Source organism: Oceanispirochaeta sp., assembly GCF_027859075.1.
Lineage (GTDB): Bacteria > Spirochaetota > Spirochaetia > DSM-2461 > DSM-2461 > Oceanispirochaeta.
This window is the reverse complement of the sequence record NZ_JAQIBL010000034.1, coordinates 1-18,287: the sequence shown is the minus strand read 5'-3', so window position 1 is coordinate 18,287 and position 18,287 is coordinate 1. Positions and strand designations below refer to the sequence as shown.

The following is an 18,287-nucleotide window of genomic DNA, read 5'->3' as shown; positions in this document are numbered from 1 at the left end:
AGTTCGTAGGCCAGAGCCTTCAGCTCGCAGTCTTCCGAACGTTCACACCAGCTGCAGTTTCCTTCATGCTCGCTGAGGATCAGGTTGACTACCTCTGTCCTGGATTTGCGGACCCGCGGGCTGTTTGTCAGAATTTGCATCCCTTCCCGCAGGGGAGTGGAGCAGGATGCTGCCAGCCGGGGGGCTCCCACCACCTCGACAACACAGACCCGGCAGGCCCCCATTGGTTCTTTTCCTTCAAGAAAACAAAGTGTGGGTATCCGGATGCCCTCTCTCTGGGCGGCGGTCAGTATGGTTTCTCCAGGCTCAAAGGCGATGGTTTCACCGTTTAATATACATTCAGACATTAGCTTCCTCCCTGATTCTGACTTTTTTGCCGTAATCGCAGCGGAGGCAGCGATGGGCCTGAATGACTGCTGTTTTTTCGTTCCAGCACTGTTCTACTTCATCAAAGCTGTGTTTCCGTTTTTCTGCCGGCACCAGAGGCATCTTATCTCTTCCATCGGGAAGGGGATCTGCCTCAGGATCGAATTCAGTATCAATTTTCTGTTCCCATCGCCAGAAGGCATGGTCTTCTCCACTGAGCATCAGATCGATGCCCACGGCTGCCCGTTCTCCTGCGGCAATGCCGCTGACCACCGATGAGGGGCCTTCCACGGCATCACCTCCCGAAAATACTCCGGGGAAGGATGTTTCTCCCGTCAGAGGGTCGGCTTTCAGGAATCCAGAGGCGTTCAATTCGGGTCGTTGAGTACCGAAAAGAACTCCCATATCCAGTCTCTGTCCGATGGCAATTATGACCTGATCGGCCTCGAAAATCTGTTCCGATTTTTCCGATACTTTAGGCCTTCTCCGGCCGCTGCGGTCAAACTCTCCGGCAATCATGGGGATGCACCGTACAGCGCGGACAGCTCCTTTGCCGTCTTTCAGGAATTCCAGAGGCTGAACCATACAGTCCAGGGTGACACCCTCTTCCAGGGCTTCTTCTATCTCTTCGGCATAGGCCGGCATGGCCTCTTTACCTCTTCTGTAGATGATTTTTACCGAATCTGCTCCCAGCCGCAAGGCTGTCCGTGCCGCATCTACCGCTGCATTTCCACCGCCGATGACAACGACTTTTTTACCGATTTTTACGGATCCTTTGATGTTGTATTCTCTGAGGAAAGGGACGGCCTGATCAATGCCGGCTGCTTCTTCTCCCGACAAGCCCATATTCAGACTCTCCGGTGCACCCACAGCAAGGAAGACTGCCTCGAATCCCTCATTTTTAAGTGAATCCAGTGTGAAATCATGTCCCATCCTCTTCTCTGTGTGAATCACCGCCCCCAGATCTTCTATCATTCTGATTTCCCTGGCCAGTGTTTCCCGGGGCAGCCGGTAAGCCGGAATGGTTTGAACCAGCATCCCTCCGGGTCTGGCAGAAGCCTCATAGAGGTCGGGTTTGTATCCCAGTCTGGCCAGGAAGTAGGCGCAGGACAAACCGGCAGGACCGGCCCCGACAATGGCTATCTTCTTCTGTGCGTTCTCTTCATTTTCCAGGCAGTCCGGGGTCTGGATAACAACTTCCTGATCGACCATAAAACGTTTGATTCCCCGGATGGACACGGAATCATCAATTCCGGAGCGGCGGCAGTGGTCTTCGCAGGTGTGAAAACAGACTCGGGCACAGACCGCTGCAAAGGGGTTTCTTTCCCTGTGCAGCTTCAGAGCTTCCGTCATTCGTCCTTCTCCAATGAGAGACACGAATCCCGGTATATCCACTGAGGCCGGACAGGCACTCTGACAGGGTGCTCTCACCAGTTCGGGGCAGACCCCCGCATCGCAGTGATGATCCCTGATATGCTCTTCATATTCCTTTCTGAAATGTCGAATCGTTGATAATACCGGATTGGGCGCGGTCTGTCCCAGACCGCACAGAGCTGTTTCCTGAATATGGTGTCCCAGCTCTATGAGCCGTTCAATGTCTCCTTCTTTGCCCTCACCACCGCAGATCCGCTCCAGGATTTCCAGCATCCTTTTGGTTCCGACACGGCAGGGTACACACTTTCCGCAGGACTCTTCCTGTACGAATTCGATGAAAAACCGGGCCACATCGACCATGCAGGATTCATCATCCATGACAATCAATCCTCCGGAACCCATGATAGCCCCCAGTTCCTTCAGGGGCTCATAATCCAGGGAGACATTCAGATACTCTTTGGGTATGCATCCCCCCGAGGGGCCTCCGATCTGAGCCGACTTGAAGTTCCGGCCTTCCTTGATGCCCCCTCCGGTGTCGAAAATCAGATCACCCAGGGGCGTTCCGATGGGGACCTCCACCAGGCCCGTATTATTCACGGACCCGGCAAGGGCAAAAATCTTTGTGCCCTTGCTCTTTTCAGTACCCAGCCGGGACAGAACCCGGGGTCCATCCAGGAGGATGGCCGACACATTGGCAAAGGTTTCTACATTATTCAGAAGGGTGGGCATACCCCACAGACCCTTTTCGGCGGGGAAGGGGGGCCTGGAACGGGGTTCTCCCCGTTTTCCTTCTATAGACATGAGCAGTGCGGTTTCCTCTCCGCAGACAAAGGCTCCTGAACCCATCCTTATTTCCAGATCAAAAGAAAAACTGCTTCCCAGAATGGAAGGTCCAAGGAGACCGCAGAAACGGGCCTGTTCGATGGCTTTTTCCATCCGGGACACGGCCAGGGGGTATTCAGCTCTCACATAGACAAAGCCCCGGGAGGCCTTGACGGTATAGGCTGCCAGAGCCATCCCTTCGATCAGACAATGAGGATCGCCTTCCAGAATAGACCTGTCCATAAAGGCCCCTGGATCTCCCTCATCACTGTTGCATACGACAACTTTTTCCAGGCCCGGAGCCTTCCGGGTCATCTCCCACTTCTTCCAGGTTGGGAATCCAGCACCCCCACGTCCCTTCAGACCCGAGTCTTTCAGGTTCTGGATGATACTTTCAGGATCACTGCTGCTTTTCAGAACACTGCCAAGTGCCTCATAAGCATGTCTTGACAGTGCATCGTCGATACTCAGAGGATCGACGATACCGCAATTTCTCAGAACTATCTTTTCCTGATTCTTAAAAAAAGTATCCCCTCCATTCTCTTCTTTCTCCGACGATGGGGTCAGCAGAAGTGACTCAACCTTCTGTCCCTTATGCAGATGGGATTCTATGATCTGAGGCAGATCTCCCGGGGAGAGGGCTCTGTAAATGGTATCTCCCACCGCCAGGACCGGACCGTGGGCACAGGGGCCCATGCAGCCGGTTTCCTTGATGATCCAGTTCATTTCTTCCTCACCCAGGAGTTCATCCAGCCTTTTTCTAATATCCATGGCTCCCGAAGCGATACACCCGCCTCCGGTGCATATCCGGATGATTTTATCTATCGACGGAGCATCATTGAGGATCTGTTTTCTGTACTCCTCCATGTCTCCTGCTGATTTAAATTTATGATGCATTTTCATCCTCCACGCGGTAAGGGTCTAGGATCTCACGAATTCGGGAAGGCTTGACCCGCTGATGAACCGTATCATCGATCATCACAACAGGAGCCAGACCACAGGCGCCGAAACAGCGACCTATTTCAAGGGAGAACCGGTTGTCCGTGGTAGTTTCTCCTACTTTGATTCCCAGTTGTTTTTCAAGGGAATTGAGTACTTCCTTGCCTCCCCGGACATAACAGGCCGTACCCAGACAGACCCGGATAACATGGTCTCCCCGGGGAGTGGTGGAGAAGAAGGAATAGAATGAGACAACCCCTGTGACTTCACTGAGGGAAACATTCATTTTTTCACTGATGTGAATGAGTGTCTCCCGGGGCAGGTAACCCAACAGATTCTGAGCTGATTGAAGAACGGGGATGAGGGCACCCTCCGTGTCTTTGTGCTTCATGATGATGTCATCAAGCTGAGGGATGATATCCGAAGGATTCAGATGGCTTTCCGGGATCTGATCGCAGGGGATCCTACCAGTGTTTTTTGGTTTCATGGATCTACTCCTCATGGGGATCGTATAGGTTTTTTTTGCCGGGAGTAATTGAGGCTGGCACCTCAGCATAGTAGGGTGGGGCTATCGGCTGATTCCGATTATAGCATCTCCGGAGCAATCAAGCAATTTTTATTGATAAAAAAAGATCTAATGAGCATATGCCCAATAATGAATTAACGCTGCAGATATTCCTCTTTCAGAAGACCGTAAATAACATGGTTCACTCTCCGGCCGTAGAGGTTTTCGGCGCCTCTGATTTGTCCTTCTTCCTTATATCCCAGTCTTAGGGGAATACGGCGGCTCCGAGTATTTTCGACGGCACAATGGATTTCGATTTTATTCATGCCCTTTTCATTGAAGGCTATCTGTTCCAGCTCTTTCACTGCCCGGGTCATGATGCCCCGTCCGGACTTATCCCGGGAGAGCCAGTATCCGATGTAGGCCGTTCCTGTGCTGTAGTTGTATCGGTTGAATCCTGCCACCCCTACGAGTTGGTTTTGATAGAGTATGCCGCAGGTCATCTGTTCTCCCGTTGCAAAACGTTTGAGGCAGGCCCCGATAAAATAATCTGTATCACCGGGTTTCTGAATCCCGTCCACCCAGGGGAGCCACTGTCTAAGATAGGCTCTGTTCCGGGTTGTCAGTTCGTAGAGTGCTGGTGCATTATCTTTTGTGAGCAGACAGAGCTGCATCTCAATATCTATGTATCTGTAGAACATGAATCACCCCCCATCCCACTTTTTCTGGCGAAATATCAGAAATACATCTTCTGTAATAATTCCATCTTCCTCAGGATAAAGTTCTGAATTCGGGCTGATCATTCTTAAGTTCCAAATCCTTTTACGATACTATCATGGATTATGGATAAAAATAATCATTGGACAAACTGTTTTTCTGGTAATGCTTTGAGTGATCAGTTAAATTATTAATATGGAACATACGGCCCCTCTCATGATACAAGTTGAAAAAAAATTATCCGATCTTAACATTGCCATACATCCCAATGATGGAAGCGATTTAAATCTTTTCACACTGAAACACAATTTCATTTTCTACGCGGGTACCTCCCTTGATGAATTCAAGTCTGGTTCGGGTCAACTGGGGGAGGGTACGCTTCAGCTGCTCAATGACTGCCCACACGGGACTCTTCAGGTTTCTGAGATGATTGCTGTCAAGCTTGCATGGACTCAGAAGGCCCTGCTGATATTGGATGACAGGAAGATATATCTGACATACAGCGATCAGATGGAGTTTTAGAGCTCTTCCAGATTTTCATCATCCTCTTCTGCTGCACCATTCACCTTCATGATTATAGCCCTATACCGGTTTTTTAAAGAAAAATAGGACCTTTTATAGAGATCATTCTGGAATTTTACCTGATTGATCCTGTCCGTTAGCTGGGCATTCTGATTTTCCAGATCCCGAGCCCTCTCCTGAGCCAGTTCCAGGGCATATTTCATTTCTATCTGTTTTTTATGATCCATGATTCTTTGATGCAATTGGTTGAACTGATTGAGGAATAAATCTCTTATATCTTTGTCAGTTTTATTCAGATCCGTAAAATCCATCTTGTCAACAAACGAAATCAGACGGTTGTAGATATAACTGACAGGTATTTCAATGTTCAGTCTTGAGTTTCCATCGGAGTTTCTGGAAAAGGTGATACTGTTTTCAAGGCCGTCAATATGAAGGATGAAGAGTTCATCCTTCCTGTCGGGACTCAGACTGTTGAGTCTGCCCAGTTTTTGTTCGATTACAGCGGAAGAATTGGAAAATTTCTTAAGAAACAGGAGGGTCTTATTACCTTCATTCAGATTCAGATCATCCAGGCGAATCCTTTCAAAAAGGCGGGTGATATAGTCAAAAAGGCTGGTTAACAACTGAAATAAAATATTTCCGCCTAGTGAGAGCTGTTTTTTTTCCCTCATAAGATTTTGAAAGTTTTTTGATTTTACATATTCATCCTGAATCAGGATGATGAGGTGAGAATTCCCTTTGTCGGGATCATGTTTCAATTCGCCATTGAAAATTTGTACCTGATTATCAGTTATATCATTGTTTTTCATGATTAAAGTCTCATTTACTATTAACGACTCCCAGGGCCATTAAATGGATTTAATTCTTTTATTAATTAATCTTTCATCAAAAGGGGGAGAATCTCGACCAGTATTTGCGCGGTGATGCCCCAGAGCAGGCCCTGAGGGGTCGAATAGGCCCAGATCCTGTGACGATTCTCTCCTTCCCAGGGTGTCTGGTATCGTTCGGGGAGATCAAGCTCCCGGGTGGGGAAATGGCATTCCCTATCGCCTGTCAGCTGGTTCTCACTGAAGGGATGCGCTTTTATGGGGAGCCTGTATTCTTGAGGGGAATTCTCTGCAAACCAGCTGAGGGAGAGGGTGAAGAGCTCTTCCACTTCCTCCTCATTGGCGGACAAATCAGAAAGTCCATTTATGTTCAGAATTCCGAGATAGGGCTGAACAAGAACATTCAAGGGGGTGACCAGGGTTCCCGGAGATCCAAGGATTTCAACCTTTTCGGCCTGGATGCCGATTTCCTCACAGGTCTCCCTGAGGGCCGTCATTTTAAAGTCAGAGTCTTTTTCCTTGTCGAAGCGGCCGCCGGGAAAGCATATCTCACCCCCCTGTCTTATTTGGGCGGATCTCCTTTGAAACAGAATCAATGGTTCCTCTTCAGTCAGGATAAGGGGAATGAGTACGGCGGAACAGAGCATATGTTCCCGGCCGATAATCCGGGGAATACACTCTCCTGAGAGAAGTTCTGCTTTTATTTGGGGAAGATTCATTCTTTCAAGCCTTCTGAACTCTGGTGGAAGTAGTACTCCAGGGACTTTTTGAGACGGAAAAAATCGACCCTTTGACTCGACCGCCCCAGAGAAATCCGTAAGGACGACTCCTGTGCCTCCGCAGGAAATCCCATGGCTTCTAGAATACGGGATGAACCGTTGACACTCCCCGTACAGGCGGAAAACCGGCTGAGATAGATTCCGTCTTTGTTTAAATGATAAAACAAGTCTTCCATGGTACGGCCTGCCTTATTCATCTCTGGAAGGCAGACACAGAGCACAGCCGCCGAAGAGTCCGGGGGAGATAGAATCTCCAGGGCAAAGGACCCCGATTCCAGTATTTTTTTTCCTTCTGCCCCGAGAGTCTCCCAGAGAGAAAGTTGTTCTTCCATTCCCTTCATCTGCAGCCTCATGGCTTCAGTAACAGCGGCAGCACCGGGTAAATCGGGAGTCCCCTTCTCCTGATCCGCCAGTGTCAGCTCTTCCCTGAGGAGTATCACACCGCTCCCTTTCAGACCATAGATCTTCTGGCCGCTCAGGCAGAAACCGTGACAGTAGGGAAGCCAGTCGACAGGCATCATCCGTGCCGCCCCCTGGGCCGCATCCAGAAATACAAGGGCCTCCTCATCCAGAGCACAGTTCCACAGGGTACTGCAGTCCTGAATTGCCCCTGTTTCATGGTTCACCGGAGAGTAGACAAGGAGGGCCCCGGAATGGAGTTGAAGGGCTTTTCTTAGTTGATCCATCCTTATTTTTCCCTGTCTGTCTACATCTAATATCGTAAGGACTGTATTCTTTTCTCTGCTGATCTTTTGAGCCTGGTCCAGAACGGCATTGTGTTCTGCAGAACTGGTTATGACGGCTCTATTCTGCTGTCCAGCCTCGTTTAAAATGCGGAGAAGGCCTTCGCTGCTTCCCTCGCAGAAATAAAGGGATGAAAAAATATGGGAGGTCATTTCCATCCATTGCTCTTCCAGGCCGGCATAAAAATCCTGACAGTACTGACCTGCCATATGGGGTGAGGAAGGATGTGCCCAGATCTTGAGGGCTGTATTCTGATACAAGGCCAGAATACGGCGGTCCGGAGGGCAGGCCGCATTGTAATCCAGATAGACAGAGGTCGGTTCATCGTAGGATACACGAGCGTCAATCAGCCTCTGAAGGTGGTGGCAGCGGCAGTTCAAGACTCAGGAATCCAGATCTTCATAGTTGATGTCAACAACCTGATCTCCCAGCGCCGGATCCAGGGTGAGTGAAAAGGAGTAACTGTCTTCGTCTTCATCGATGCCCTGAATGTCATAGTCTATGCCTGTATCCCGGTTCAAAAAAAGCATGGATATAGACTCTCCCGGGGGCAGAGTGGTTTCTTTGTCCATAAAATCAATGCCATACATTTCGGAATCACTGGGGGAAATAAAGAGGTAGAAAAGCTCAAAACCGGTGTTATTGTTGATTTCCAGGGCGACCAGCTCTTCAGAGAGGCTTTCCAGGTCCAGTTCCTCTGTTTTAGAATCCAGAGAAATCACGAATTTTGCGGGACTGCCGTCGGTAATTTCCTTCTCATAGAGTTCATACACACTTCCGTATTCATCAATGGCCATAAAGTCGAAACTGTCTGACTCATGAGGATAGGAGATATAAAACTCAATCTTTTCTCCGGCTTCCAGAGTCCGATGGCTACCCAGAACATCGGGTCCCCAGAATTCGCTGTCTGCGGGTGAACAGAAGAGGTAGATAATCTCACCCTGTGTCTTATTGTGAAACTCGACGGTGTTGAAGAATTCCGATTGGGCCCACAATGTGACTGACAACAAGAGAAGGCTTGTTATCAGGAATAATTTTTTCATACTCATACTCCTGTCGGATTTCGGAATCCCGAGGCTGTCTTCCTCGGGGGTCTCATTTCACATAGCTGTTGTTTTTTAATACCGCTTCAATGGATTGGATTTCTTCCTTAGAAAAACTGAGATTTTCCAGGGCTTTTACATTTTCTTCAAGCTGTCTCACCCTGCTGGCACCGATTAATACGGTTGTTATGGCGGGATTGTGGAGAATCCAGGCAATGGCCATCTGTGCCAGTGATTGTGATCTGTTCAAGGCAATCTCATTCAGTTGATTCAGCAGCTTGATCACATCGCCAGTGATCTTCTCTTTCTTGAGAAAACCATTCAGGGCTGCCCTGGAATCCTCTGGAATGTCTCCACCCAGGTATTTGGATGTCAGGAGTCCCTGGGCCAGAGGGGAAAAGGCAATAGCCCCCACTCCCTCTTTTAAGAGGAGTTTATCCAGATCTCCCTCAATCCATCTGTTCAGCATTGAATAAGAGGGCTGGTGGATCAGACAGGGTGTTTTCAATTCCTTGAATATTTTCAAGGCCCTGGCTGTTGCATCAGAGGGGTAGTTGGATATCCCGGCATACAGGGCTTTACCACTGCGCACCGCAGTGTCCAAAGCGCCGACGGTCTCTTCCAGGGGGGTGTCTGGATCATAGCGGTGGGAGTAAAATATATCCACGTAATCCAGACTCAGTCGTTTCAGGCTCTGATCCAGGCTGGAGAGGAGGTACTTTCTACTGCCCCATTCTCCATAGGGACCGGGTCCCATAAGATAACCGGCTTTTGTGGTAATCATCAGTTCATCCCTGTAGTGATTCAGATGTGTCTTAATGATTTTCCCGAAATTTTCTTCCGCCGATCCCGGAGGGGGTCCGTAATTATTGGCCAAATCAAAATGATTAATCCCCAGGTCAAAGGCCCGGAAGACAAGATTCTCCATATTCTCGAAATTATCGCTGTTTCCAAAGTTGTGCCAGAGTCCTAAAGCCAGGAGAGGCAGCTTGATTCCGCTTTGACCGCAGCGCTTGTAGGTCATGGTCTCATATCTATCAGAAGATGGTTTGTAGTGCATAATAATAACCTCACTTTACAGAGTCTCTTTTATTATAGTTTTTTTTCCTCCCCTATGAAATAGAATGATATAAATGGGTGATTTTTCAGGAGACCCCTGTTATTGTTAATAGAGGGGAGGAATAGTAAATGTCTGGTGATAAACAGGGAAAAAAGAAGAAGATCAAAAAAAGCTTATATAAGAAGGAACTCCTTGAAATGCAGATGGAACTTGTCAAACTGCAGGACTGGATCAAACAGAAAGGGCTGAAGGTCTGTATTCTCTTTGAAGGACGGGACGCCGCGGGGAAGGGTGGTGTCATTAAGCGGCTGACCCAGTATATGAACCCCCGTTCCTGTCATGTCGTGGCCCTTGGAAAACCCACGGATAAAGAAGAAAACCAGTGGTATTTCCAGAGGTATATACCTCATCTCCCTGCAAAGGGTGAGATGGTTGTCTATGACAGAAGCTGGTATAACTGTGTCGGTGTGGATAAAGTTATGAACTTTACGACTCCTGAACAGTGGGATGAGTTTTTTATAAGTTGTCCGGAGTTTGAGCAGATGCTTGTCCGTTCGAACATTATTCTTTTAAAATACTGGTTTTCCGTTTCACCCGATGAGCAGCTTAAAAGGTTTAAAAAAAGGATAGAGGACCCTATCAAGCGATGGAAAATCAGCCCCATGGATTTGAAGTCAATAGAACTGTGGGATGACTACTCCAGGGCCAAGGATGAAATGTTTCTGCACTGTAATATCGATGAAGCTCCCTGGTATGAAGTACCGGCTGACGATAAAAAGAGGGCCCGCCTCAATTGTATTCATCACATCCTTACCCAGATTCCCTACCGTGAAATTCAGCCCAGAATTATTGAACTCCCTGAACGGCCGAAAAGCAATTATGAAAGGCCTCCTCTCACCAGAGAAAACTTTATACCAGAGCATTATTAGACAGAATGACAGATTATAAAAACCTTCCTCAACTCCGGTTTATGGGCAATAAATACCGTCTGCTCCCCTGGATCCGTGAGGAGATGGAACTCCTTGAGTTTAAAACAGCTCTGGATGGATTTTCCGGTTCCGGTTCTGTCTCATACCTCTTCAAGAGTATGGGAAAGCGGGTCTATTCCAATGATTTCCTCCATTTTCCTTCGACCATCGCCCGGGGTGTGATCAAAAACTCATCTGAGACAATCACACTTCATGATCTGGAGACTCTAACCCGGCCCGCTCCGGGAATGGATCATTTTATTGAGCAGACTTTTTCGGGAATCTTTTTTACACCCGGCGATCTCAATTTTCTGGACAGGGTTTCTCATCATCTGGGTAACATGGAAAATCAAGACAAAAAGGCCCTGGCTATGACGGCTCTGATCCGGAGCTGTGCCAAAAAACAGCCCCGGGGTGTGTTTACTATTTCGGGAGATCTGAGCCGTTATGATGACGGGAGAAGGGATCTGAAACTCTCCCTTGAGGAGCACTTTAGAGAGCAGACTCTTTGCTATAACAGATCAATATTCAGTAACGGCCTTGACCACAAGGTATTCCATGGCAGTATCTTTGATTTTCCACTGGATCAGTATAAAGCGGATCTGGTCTATTTGGATCCTCCCTATGTGCCCCGGTCGGATGACAATTGTTATATCAAAAGGTATCATTTTCTGGAGGGCCTCTCCACCTACTGGAAGGATGAGGAAATCCTCTATGATACGAAAGTGAGAAAAATTGCCAAGAAATATACCCCTTTCTCCTACCGAAAGAGTGCAGTGGAGGCCTTTGATACTCTCTTCCGTCAGTTTCAAAGGAGCACTCTGGTTCTGTCTTATTCATCCAACGGCTTTCCTGATCTGGATGTCCTGACCGAATTGATGGGCCGGTATAAACAGACCGTCAGAGTGGAAGAGCGGGATCACAGGTATCATTTCGGGACACACGACAATGTGAAACGGGCATTGGTCCGTGAATACCTGATCATCGGCAGCTAAGGAAGGAACAAATGAAGAAAATCATACAGAAGACAGGAGAAATTCTGAATTTGCTGAGCCCCCTGGATACAGACTGGAAAGATGAATTTTCCATCCGAGTCGTTGATTTTTTGGATAAATTCTCCTCTATCGGGGATGATCCCTGGGCTCTTGTACGCCTTCTGGATGAGGACTTCGAAGCCGCCACGACGGTGATCAGGCTCTTTCTGGAGCTGTCGAAAGATGAGTATAACACCCGGATGAGAGACTTGTTTTCCACCCCCCGTCTGGCCGGCAAGAGTGGATTCAAATCAAATCCCTTAGCCTATGTGGAAACCCTGGGGCCCCTGCTCCTCAATGACATCATGCAGGAATCCATGGCACGGAGCTATACCTGGCAGGATATTCTGACCGAACGTCTGAAGGGGGGCCGGGGAAGCGCGATCAAGGGTCAGAAGCGGGGACGGGAGCTGGAAGATTTTGTTGAGGCCCTTGTCGCCTCGGTTTTTACCGATTTTGAGGCCCGCTGCAGCTTTACAGGTATGGACGGGATTTCTACGGAAAAGGCTGATTTTGCCATTCCCTCCCGGAGCAAACCCGAAATCCTGATTGAGGTCAAAGGGTATGGGGCAACAGGAAGCAAACAGACCGATGTCATCGGAGATATAAACCGGATCATTCAGGAGAAGAGGCATGACACTGTTCTCATGATCTTTACAGATGGTGTTACCTGGAAATCCCGGGAAAGTGATTTTAGAAAACTGGAGGATTTCCAGAATTCTGGTTTTATTTACAGGATCTATACCAAAAAAATGCAGAACCTTTTCAGAGAGGATCTGCAGCTTTTGAAAGGTGAAAAAGGGCTGTAAATTTGAAATCCATAAGGCCTCTCCTCTATACTGAAGGCATATTTTAATCTGAATGCGACCTGGGGAGCTTTAATGAGAAACACGATTTTGATCTTAATGATATTAACTTTTATGTGTTTTCCACTGTGTGCCTCCGGAGGGAAAGATTCCGGGGAATCCTTTGAAGAGCGCTTTGCCTCCATGAGCTGGGAGGATATACAGGAAGAAGCCAGGGGACAGAGTGTCTATTTTTTCATGTGGGGCGGCAGTGAAACCTACAATACCTGGGTGAGTACCTGGCTGAGTAACAGATTGCAGGAAAAATATGATATTCATCTGGAAATGGTTCCTATAGACAGCTCTGCCGTCTATGTCAACAAGGTCCTGGGAGAAAAACAGGCTGGTAAGACCAGAGGAGGCGCCGTCGATCTGATGTGGATAAACGGGGAAAACTTCAGGACCATGAGGCAGGCAGATCTGCTCTTTGGTCCCTATGCTTCCCGCCTGCCGAATATTGAGTATGTGGATCCCGGGATCATGGATTTTGACTTCGGTTACCCCATCGACGGATATGAATCACCCTACGGAGCCGCCCAGAGTGTGATGGAGTACGATAGTGCCCGTGTGGCAGATCCTCCCTCTGATATCGGGGCTCTTTTTCAATGGGCCCGTGAAAATCCCGGCAAGCTGAGCTATCCGGCTCCTCCCGATTTTACGGGCAGTGTCTTTGTCCGGCATGTCTTCTATTATGTTGCCGGCAATCCTGATCTCCTTATGGGACCCTTTGACCAGGAAGTGTATAACCGTGTGGCTCCCCGGGTCTGGGAATTGCTGAATGAGGTTGAACCCTCTCTCTGGAGGAAGGGGGAGACCTACCCGGAATCTTTTACAAAGGCCCAGGAACTTTTCGGGAACGGTGAAATCTATTTTAATCTGAATTATGGAGCCGATGGTGCCGCCGATGCCATCAGCAAGGGGAAGTATCCGGACTCTGTGAGAACCTATATGTTTGATACGGGAATGATCGGAAATACCAATTATGTGGCTGTGAGCTTCAATTCAAGCCACAAAGCCGCGGCTCTGGTCATGGCCAATGAGCTTCTCGACCCGGAGGTTCAGCTTCATGCGGCCAGCCCGGAGGGGATGCACTGGATGACTCCTCTGGATATGGACCGGATCCCATCGTCTGTTAAATCAGAATTTGAACAACTGCCTCTGGCGCCTTCCCGCCTGCCGACGGAGGTCCTGAACAATCTGACTCTCCCGGAAATTCAGGCCGACTGGCTGATCCGGATAGAGGATGACTGGCAGAAGTACGTCCTCAGGAATTGATGTTGACGACTTCATCCCGAGGATACATTCTTTTAGCACCTGCTCTGATTATACTGATTTTTCTGTTTTTTGGAGGATTTATACTGGGTACACTCCAAAGCCTGAATTATTTTCCCCTCATAGGCCTGGATTCTCCCAGTCTGGATGCCTATGAAAAGGTCCTCCATAATGAGGAGCTCCTGCCGGGTATTATCCTGACCTTTTTTGTCTCTTTCACCGCCACTGTGCTGACGGTTGTACTGGGAGTGATGACCGCCCTGGCACTGAGAGGCCGTTTCCGGGGGCGCAAGGGTCTCCTGTTTTTTTATCAGTTTCCCGTCACTGTCCCTCATATCATCATTGCTCTGGGGACGGTGCTTTTCCTCTCACAAAGCGGAACCCTTTCCCGCTTTGTATACCTCCTGGGCGGAATCAGAGACTCTTCGGAATTTCCGGCTCTGGTCAATGACCGCTGGGGCTGGGGGATCATTCTGGTGTACCTCTGGAAACAGATTCCTTTCATCGGCATCATCGTTCTTTCTGTTCTTCAGTCTCTGGGGGATGATTATGAAGAGCTGGCTGTGAGTCTGGGAGCCCGGCGTTTTCAGGTTTTCCGTCATGTCCTGATTCCCCTGATCCTGCCGGGAGTTCTTCCGGGGAGTATCATCTGTTTTGCCTATACCTTCGGCTCCTATGAAGTCCCTTATCTGCTGGGTCGTCCCTATCCCTCCATGCTGTCGGTTCTTGTGTACCGTTACTTCAGCAATCCCGACCTGGGACAACGCTCCCCGGCCATGGCCCTTTCTATTCTGATGACGGTTTTTCTGCTTATTTTTGTGCTTGTGTACAAAGGGTTGATCAATAGGGTAGGGTCCCATGAATAAGTTTCTCCCTGGTCTTCCCATCTTTAGAAGGCTCCTCCTTCTGGGCATACTACTGGGTGTCCTACTGCCTCTACTGCCCCTATTTGTCTGGGCCTTCAGCCATCGATGGCTCTTTCCGGATATCCTTCCTGAATCTCTGAGCCTCCGGAGCTGGACCTATCTTGTTCATTCGGGGAGCCGTATTCTGAGGGCTCTGGGAAATAGTCTGGTCATTGCCCTTGCTGTGACGGCCCTCTCCATACTGGTGGGAGTTCCTGCCGGAAGGGCTCTGGGATTATACAAGTTCCGTGGAAAATTGCCGGCGGAACTGATCCTGCTCTCTCCGGCCCTGATCCCTTCTCTGACAGTGACTATGGGCATTCAGATTCTCTTTATTCGTTATGGTCTGACAGAAACCATTTTCGGGGTCGTTCTGGTTCACCTGATTCCCACCATTCCCTATATGACCATCAGCATGAGTGGTGTCTTCTCTCATTATGATATTGCTTTTGAAGAGCAGGCACGCTCACTGGGAGCCGGTAGAATCCGAATCTTTACTCATATCACCCTTCCGGCCGTGCTGCCGGGGATCATCGTGGGAAGCATGTTTTCTTTTTTGATTTCCTGGGGACAGTATATTCTGACTCTGATGATCGGCGGGGGGAGGATTATAACCCTACCCCTTCTGCTTTTCAGTTTTGCCTCCTCCGGGGACAACGCCCTGACGGCGGCATTGGGTCTGTTGTTTCTCATGCCTTCTGTGGCGATTCTGATTTTTTCAAGCCGGTACCTCACGGGGAAATCCTCCGGCATAGGCGGTTTAGGCGGGTTATGATCGATATTACTCTTAATAATCTGACAAAGCAGTACGGCAGAAAAGAGCCTGCCGTTGTGAAATCACTGAATATGAAGGTTTCCCGTGGTGAGCTGGTAGCCCTTCTGGGACCCTCTGGCTGCGGTAAGACCAGCATTTTAAAGATGATCGCCGGACTTCATCCCATCACAGAGGGGGAGGTCCTTTTTGACGGCCGGATTGCCAATCAAGTTCCTGCTGAAGAGAGGGAAGTGGTGATGGTCTTCCAGAACTCCCTCCTCTTCCCCTATATGTCTGTTGCCCAGAACATAGCATTTGGTTTAAAGATGCGCCGGATCGACAGGAATGAAATTGACTCAAGGGTGAATGAAATGCTGAGACTTGTTCAGATGGAAGGAATGGGGGATAGAAAACCCTCCCAGCTCTCGGGAGGGCAGAAGCAGAGGGTCGCCCTGGCCAGGGCACTGGTCATCCGACCCCAGGTTCTCCTTCTGGATGAGCCTTTGTCCAATCTGGATGCCCACCTCCGGGATGAAATGAGGGAATTAATCCTTCAGGTTCATCGGGATTTCAATGTCACCACCATTTTTGTGACCCATGATCAGGAAGAAGCCGTTCTCCTGGCCGACAGAGTCGCTCTCCTGTTTGAAGGACGGCTGCATCAGTTTGGACCGGTGCGTGATTTCTACGAGAAACCAGTATCCGAACGGGTGGCCTCCTTTTTCGGTAACAGGAATTTTATAAAAGGATTCTGCAGCAACCAGGGCATCGATACTGAGGTTGGAACTCTTCAGACTCCCCTCAGCCGGGACCGTCAGGGAGAATCTGTCTGCCTGATGATCCGTCCAGAGCATATTCTCCCCGAAAAGGGGAGTGAAAACTCTGTTTTATGTCTCATTAAACATAAAATCTATATGGGTACTTTTATCCGCTACAGGATCGAGTTTGGAGGAATCCTCTGGGATGTCCTGGATTCTTCGGAATCACGGGAGGGGTATGATGAAGGTGAAAAGGTCTGGTTCAGCTTTCCCAGTCAGCGGATCTGGATTGTTTAGGGATTAATTTCTTCTTTTGTGAAAAGTTTTAGGAAAAAAGAGAAGAATCATCCAGATTTCAACGGCTGAATTTATTGTATCTGGTATATATTATTAATTAAGAACCTGAAAACATGATTCTCAGGTTCAGTCTAACCAAGGGAGTTTTTTTGATTCATGTTCTTGTTGTTGAGGATGAACCTCCAATTTTAAAAAGTGTCTGCCTGAATATTGAAAATTCTCATGAACAATTTATGGTTGTGGCTACCGCTTCCAATGGACAGGAAGCACTGGACATTCTTGACAAAGAAATTTTTCGAATCGATGTACTGGTTACAGATTTGTATATGCCAGTCATGGGTGGAATTGAATTATTGAGGCTTGTCTCCCGAAAGTATCCGGATATCCTGGCCCTTGTTCTCAGCGGATATCAGGATTTTAACTATGCTAAAGAAGCACTCAAGACTGGAGTGTTTGATTATCTACTTAAGCCACTTGATAAAAAAAATCTTAAGAAGCAGCTGGCGGCGGTAGCAGATTTTGTGAGAGTCAAACGATCGGGTCAGATCTATCATCAATTGTCGGATATTTTCCATATGAATGGGGATTCTAAATCACTGGCCAGATATTTAGACGATGACCAGATCACAATGATTCTTTTTTGTGCCGGACCTTATCCCATCACAGAAAATGATTACCTTTTGCCTGGTAGATGTTTCTGGGAGAAAAATAGTCTTAATGAGTATGCATCCAGGTATTTTTCAGGGAGTGAGCACTGGATTATTCCCGGAATGACTGATGCAGAACAAATCCTAATCCTTTTTTCTGAAGAAAAAGTCCAGGAATCCTCCATTTGTGAACTTCATGGAACTCTCAGTCAATTGGGATCATTACCGGTGACACTCTGCCTGTCACCAAAGATTACTGATTTGACAACACTCGCAGAGAGCCATCAAAAGCAGCGCCAGACTTTGAAGCAGAATATCATTTTTTCCAGATCCACCATTGTTCATTTTCAACAGGATTCTTCGGAAAGGGGGCGTTTTATTGAAAATGAATTTGAGAATTATCGGGAAATGCCCTCCGATGATCTCAGTCTCGTGGCACCGGAAACCCTGTTGGAATCCATGATTGAAGCCGCAAGAGAATTTTCAAAAGATGAGCGTACCCAGAATCAATGGGAACAGCACTTGACATACAAACTCTCATTCCTATCCCAGCTTTTGGGTAAGGATATGCTTCCTGAAAATACGGAACTGGTTCTGAAAGAATTGATTACAAACACTTCCGATAAAAAAGAATTGATCCAGGGATATTCGGGAATACTCAGAGAGATCCTCATTCATAAGGGAATCGGAAAAGAGAAAAATGAAGATCTAATCGATGAAATTACAGAGTATATTACTCTGAATTATAATAAGCCCTTGTCAAATCAGAGCCTGTCAAATCAATTCGGTCTTGTGCCGTCCCGGGTCAGTAAAATTTTCAAGAAGAAAAAAGGGATTTCTCCTGCAGAATTTCTTCTGAAAATCCGAATGATTCAGGCCAGGGATCATCTTCTTCAGGATAAAGATCTTCTGACCAGAGAAGTTGCCTTGATGGTAGGTTATTCAGACCCGCTTTACTTTTCAAGGGTCTTCAAAAATTTTTTTGGGAAGTCTCCTTCCCAGATAAGAAAGGAAGCATAAATACACTTTGAGAATAATTTCCTGGAAATTAATGAAATAGTAATAATTCTCAACTATAATTAAAAAAAACAGATAGATGAGGATTATTA

The 18,287-nt window shown here is 47.9% G+C and carries 18 protein-coding genes; 9 read left to right on the top strand and 9 right to left on the bottom strand.

The genetic code is table 11. The annotated features are described in order from the left end of the window. The 4 genes from PF479_RS02065 to PF479_RS02050 all read right to left on the bottom strand — a co-directional run. On the bottom strand, positions 1-347 hold a 347-nt coding region (locus PF479_RS02065; protein WP_298001739.1), incomplete at its 3' end, for a 2Fe-2S iron-sulfur cluster-binding protein. Further along, the gene (locus PF479_RS02060; protein ID WP_298001737.1) at positions 340-3,459 is read right to left on the bottom strand and encodes an NADH-ubiquinone oxidoreductase-F iron-sulfur binding region domain-containing protein; all 3,120 of its coding nucleotides are present in this window, start codon (positions 3,457-3,459) and stop codon (positions 340-342) included. The genes PF479_RS02060 and PF479_RS02065, both read right to left, overlap by 8 nt. Continuing rightward, on the bottom strand, positions 3,449-3,988 hold the full coding sequence (locus PF479_RS02055) for an NAD(P)H-dependent oxidoreductase subunit E (protein ID WP_298001735.1): 540 nt from the start codon (positions 3,986-3,988) through the stop codon (positions 3,449-3,451). Before PF479_RS02055 ends, PF479_RS02060 begins: the two co-directional genes overlap by 11 nt. Before the next feature lie 173 nt (positions 3,989-4,161). Further along, positions 4,162-4,707 carry a GNAT family protein gene (locus tag PF479_RS02050; RefSeq protein WP_298001734.1) on the bottom strand — a complete coding sequence of 182 codons (546 nt, stop codon included), beginning with the start codon at positions 4,705-4,707 and terminating at the stop codon, positions 4,162-4,164. Positions 4,708-4,939: 232 nt separating this feature from the next. Here PF479_RS02050 and PF479_RS02045 point away from each other — a divergent pair, with 232 nt between their 5' ends. After that, positions 4,940-5,245 (top strand): hypothetical protein, encoded by a 306-nt coding sequence (locus tag PF479_RS02045; protein ID WP_298001732.1) that lies wholly within the window; start codon positions 4,940-4,942, stop codon positions 5,243-5,245. Here PF479_RS02045 and PF479_RS02040 read toward each other — a convergent pair. The 5 genes from PF479_RS02040 to PF479_RS02020 form a co-directional block, all read right to left on the bottom strand. Beyond that, a complete protein-coding gene (locus PF479_RS02040; RefSeq protein ID WP_298001730.1) occupies positions 5,242-6,054 on the bottom strand; it encodes a hypothetical protein in 813 nt (270 codons plus the stop codon). The genes PF479_RS02045 and PF479_RS02040 overlap by 4 nt on opposite strands. Positions 6,055-6,119: 65 nt before the next feature. After that, the gene (locus PF479_RS02035; RefSeq protein ID WP_298001728.1) at positions 6,120-6,791 is read right to left on the bottom strand and encodes a CoA pyrophosphatase; all 672 of its coding nucleotides are present in this window, start codon (positions 6,789-6,791) and stop codon (positions 6,120-6,122) included. Continuing rightward, complete coding sequence (locus tag PF479_RS02030) at positions 6,788-7,975, bottom strand: aminotransferase class V-fold PLP-dependent enzyme (protein ID WP_298001726.1); 1,188 nt, start codon at positions 7,973-7,975, stop codon at positions 6,788-6,790. The genes PF479_RS02035 and PF479_RS02030 overlap by 4 nt, the downstream gene beginning before the upstream one ends. A gap of 3 nt (positions 7,976-7,978) precedes the next feature. Beyond that, a complete protein-coding gene (locus PF479_RS02025; protein ID WP_298001724.1) occupies positions 7,979-8,638 on the bottom strand; it encodes a hypothetical protein in 660 nt (219 codons plus the stop codon). A gap of 52 nt (positions 8,639-8,690) precedes the next feature. After that, on the bottom strand, positions 8,691-9,698 hold the full coding sequence (locus tag PF479_RS02020) for an aldo/keto reductase (RefSeq protein ID WP_298001722.1): 1,008 nt from the start codon (positions 9,696-9,698) through the stop codon (positions 8,691-8,693). Positions 9,699-9,826: 128 nt separating this feature from the next. On the opposite strand from PF479_RS02020, the gene ppk2 reads away from it, so the two are divergent. The 8 genes from ppk2 to PF479_RS01980 all read left to right on the top strand — a co-directional run bounded on the left by ppk2 (position 9,827) and on the right by PF479_RS01980 (position 18,198). After that, complete coding sequence (ppk2, locus tag PF479_RS02015; protein ID WP_298001720.1) at positions 9,827-10,627, top strand: polyphosphate kinase 2; 801 nt, start codon at positions 9,827-9,829, stop codon at positions 10,625-10,627. A gap of 5 nt (positions 10,628-10,632) precedes the next feature. After that, positions 10,633-11,661, top strand: coding sequence for a DNA adenine methylase (locus tag PF479_RS02010; protein ID WP_298001718.1), 1,029 nt, complete (start codon positions 10,633-10,635; stop codon positions 11,659-11,661). 11 nt (positions 11,662-11,672) lie between these two features. Then, positions 11,673-12,509, top strand: coding sequence for a DpnII family type II restriction endonuclease (locus tag PF479_RS02005; protein ID WP_298001716.1), 837 nt, complete (start codon positions 11,673-11,675; stop codon positions 12,507-12,509). A 72-nt stretch (positions 12,510-12,581) separates the two neighbouring features. Then, the gene (locus tag PF479_RS02000; RefSeq protein ID WP_298001714.1) at positions 12,582-13,820 is read left to right on the top strand and encodes an ABC transporter substrate-binding protein; all 1,239 of its coding nucleotides are present in this window, start codon (positions 12,582-12,584) and stop codon (positions 13,818-13,820) included. Then, entirely contained in the window at positions 13,820-14,683 is an 864-nt protein-coding gene (locus PF479_RS01995) for an ABC transporter permease (protein WP_298001712.1), read from the top strand. Before PF479_RS02000 ends, PF479_RS01995 begins: the two co-directional genes overlap by 1 nt. Further along, a complete protein-coding gene (locus PF479_RS01990) occupies positions 14,676-15,497 on the top strand; it encodes an ABC transporter permease (protein ID WP_298001710.1) in 822 nt (273 codons plus the stop codon). The genes PF479_RS01995 and PF479_RS01990 overlap by 8 nt, the downstream gene beginning before the upstream one ends. Next, positions 15,494-16,531 (top strand): ABC transporter ATP-binding protein, encoded by a 1,038-nt coding sequence (locus PF479_RS01985; protein WP_298001708.1) that lies wholly within the window; start codon positions 15,494-15,496, stop codon positions 16,529-16,531. The genes PF479_RS01990 and PF479_RS01985 overlap by 4 nt, the downstream gene beginning before the upstream one ends. A 149-nt stretch (positions 16,532-16,680) precedes the next feature. Beyond that, the gene (locus tag PF479_RS01980; protein WP_298001706.1) at positions 16,681-18,198 is read left to right on the top strand and encodes a response regulator; all 1,518 of its coding nucleotides are present in this window, start codon (positions 16,681-16,683) and stop codon (positions 18,196-18,198) included. The last annotated feature ends 89 nt before the right edge of the window (positions 18,199-18,287 follow it).

Bases quoted from the DNA above. Each gene is read 5' to 3' on its own strand.
- PF479_RS02005 (WP_298001716.1), top strand. From the start codon at position 11,673: ATGAAGAAAATCATACAGAAGACAGGAGAAATTCTGAATTTGCTGAGC.
- PF479_RS02050 (WP_298001734.1), bottom strand. From the start codon at position 4,707: ATGTTCTACAGATACATAGATATTGAGATGCAGCTCTGTCTGCTCACA.
- ppk2 (WP_298001720.1), top strand. From the start codon at position 9,827: ATGTCTGGTGATAAACAGGGAAAAAAGAAGAAGATCAAAAAAAGCTTA.
- PF479_RS02040 (WP_298001730.1), bottom strand. From the start codon at position 6,054: ATGAAAAACAATGATATAACTGATAATCAGGTACAAATTTTCAATGGC.
- PF479_RS01995 (WP_298001712.1), top strand. From the start codon at position 13,820: ATGTTGACGACTTCATCCCGAGGATACATTCTTTTAGCACCTGCTCTG.
- PF479_RS02000 (WP_298001714.1), top strand. From the start codon at position 12,582: ATGAGAAACACGATTTTGATCTTAATGATATTAACTTTTATGTGTTTT.
- PF479_RS01990 (WP_298001710.1), top strand. From the start codon at position 14,676: ATGAATAAGTTTCTCCCTGGTCTTCCCATCTTTAGAAGGCTCCTCCTT.
- PF479_RS02035 (WP_298001728.1), bottom strand. From the start codon at position 6,791: ATGAATCTTCCCCAAATAAAAGCAGAACTTCTCTCAGGAGAGTGTATT.
- PF479_RS01985 (WP_298001708.1), top strand. From the start codon at position 15,494: ATGATCGATATTACTCTTAATAATCTGACAAAGCAGTACGGCAGAAAA.
- PF479_RS02060 (WP_298001737.1), bottom strand. From the start codon at position 3,459: ATGCATCATAAATTTAAATCAGCAGGAGACATGGAGGAGTACAGAAAA.
- PF479_RS02010 (WP_298001718.1), top strand. From the start codon at position 10,633: ATGACAGATTATAAAAACCTTCCTCAACTCCGGTTTATGGGCAATAAA.
- PF479_RS02045 (WP_298001732.1), top strand. From the start codon at position 4,940: ATGATACAAGTTGAAAAAAAATTATCCGATCTTAACATTGCCATACAT.
- PF479_RS02055 (WP_298001735.1), bottom strand. From the start codon at position 3,988: ATGAAACCAAAAAACACTGGTAGGATCCCCTGCGATCAGATCCCGGAA.
- PF479_RS02025 (WP_298001724.1), bottom strand. From the start codon at position 8,638: ATGAAAAAATTATTCCTGATAACAAGCCTTCTCTTGTTGTCAGTCACA.
- PF479_RS02020 (WP_298001722.1), bottom strand. From the start codon at position 9,698: ATGCACTACAAACCATCTTCTGATAGATATGAGACCATGACCTACAAG.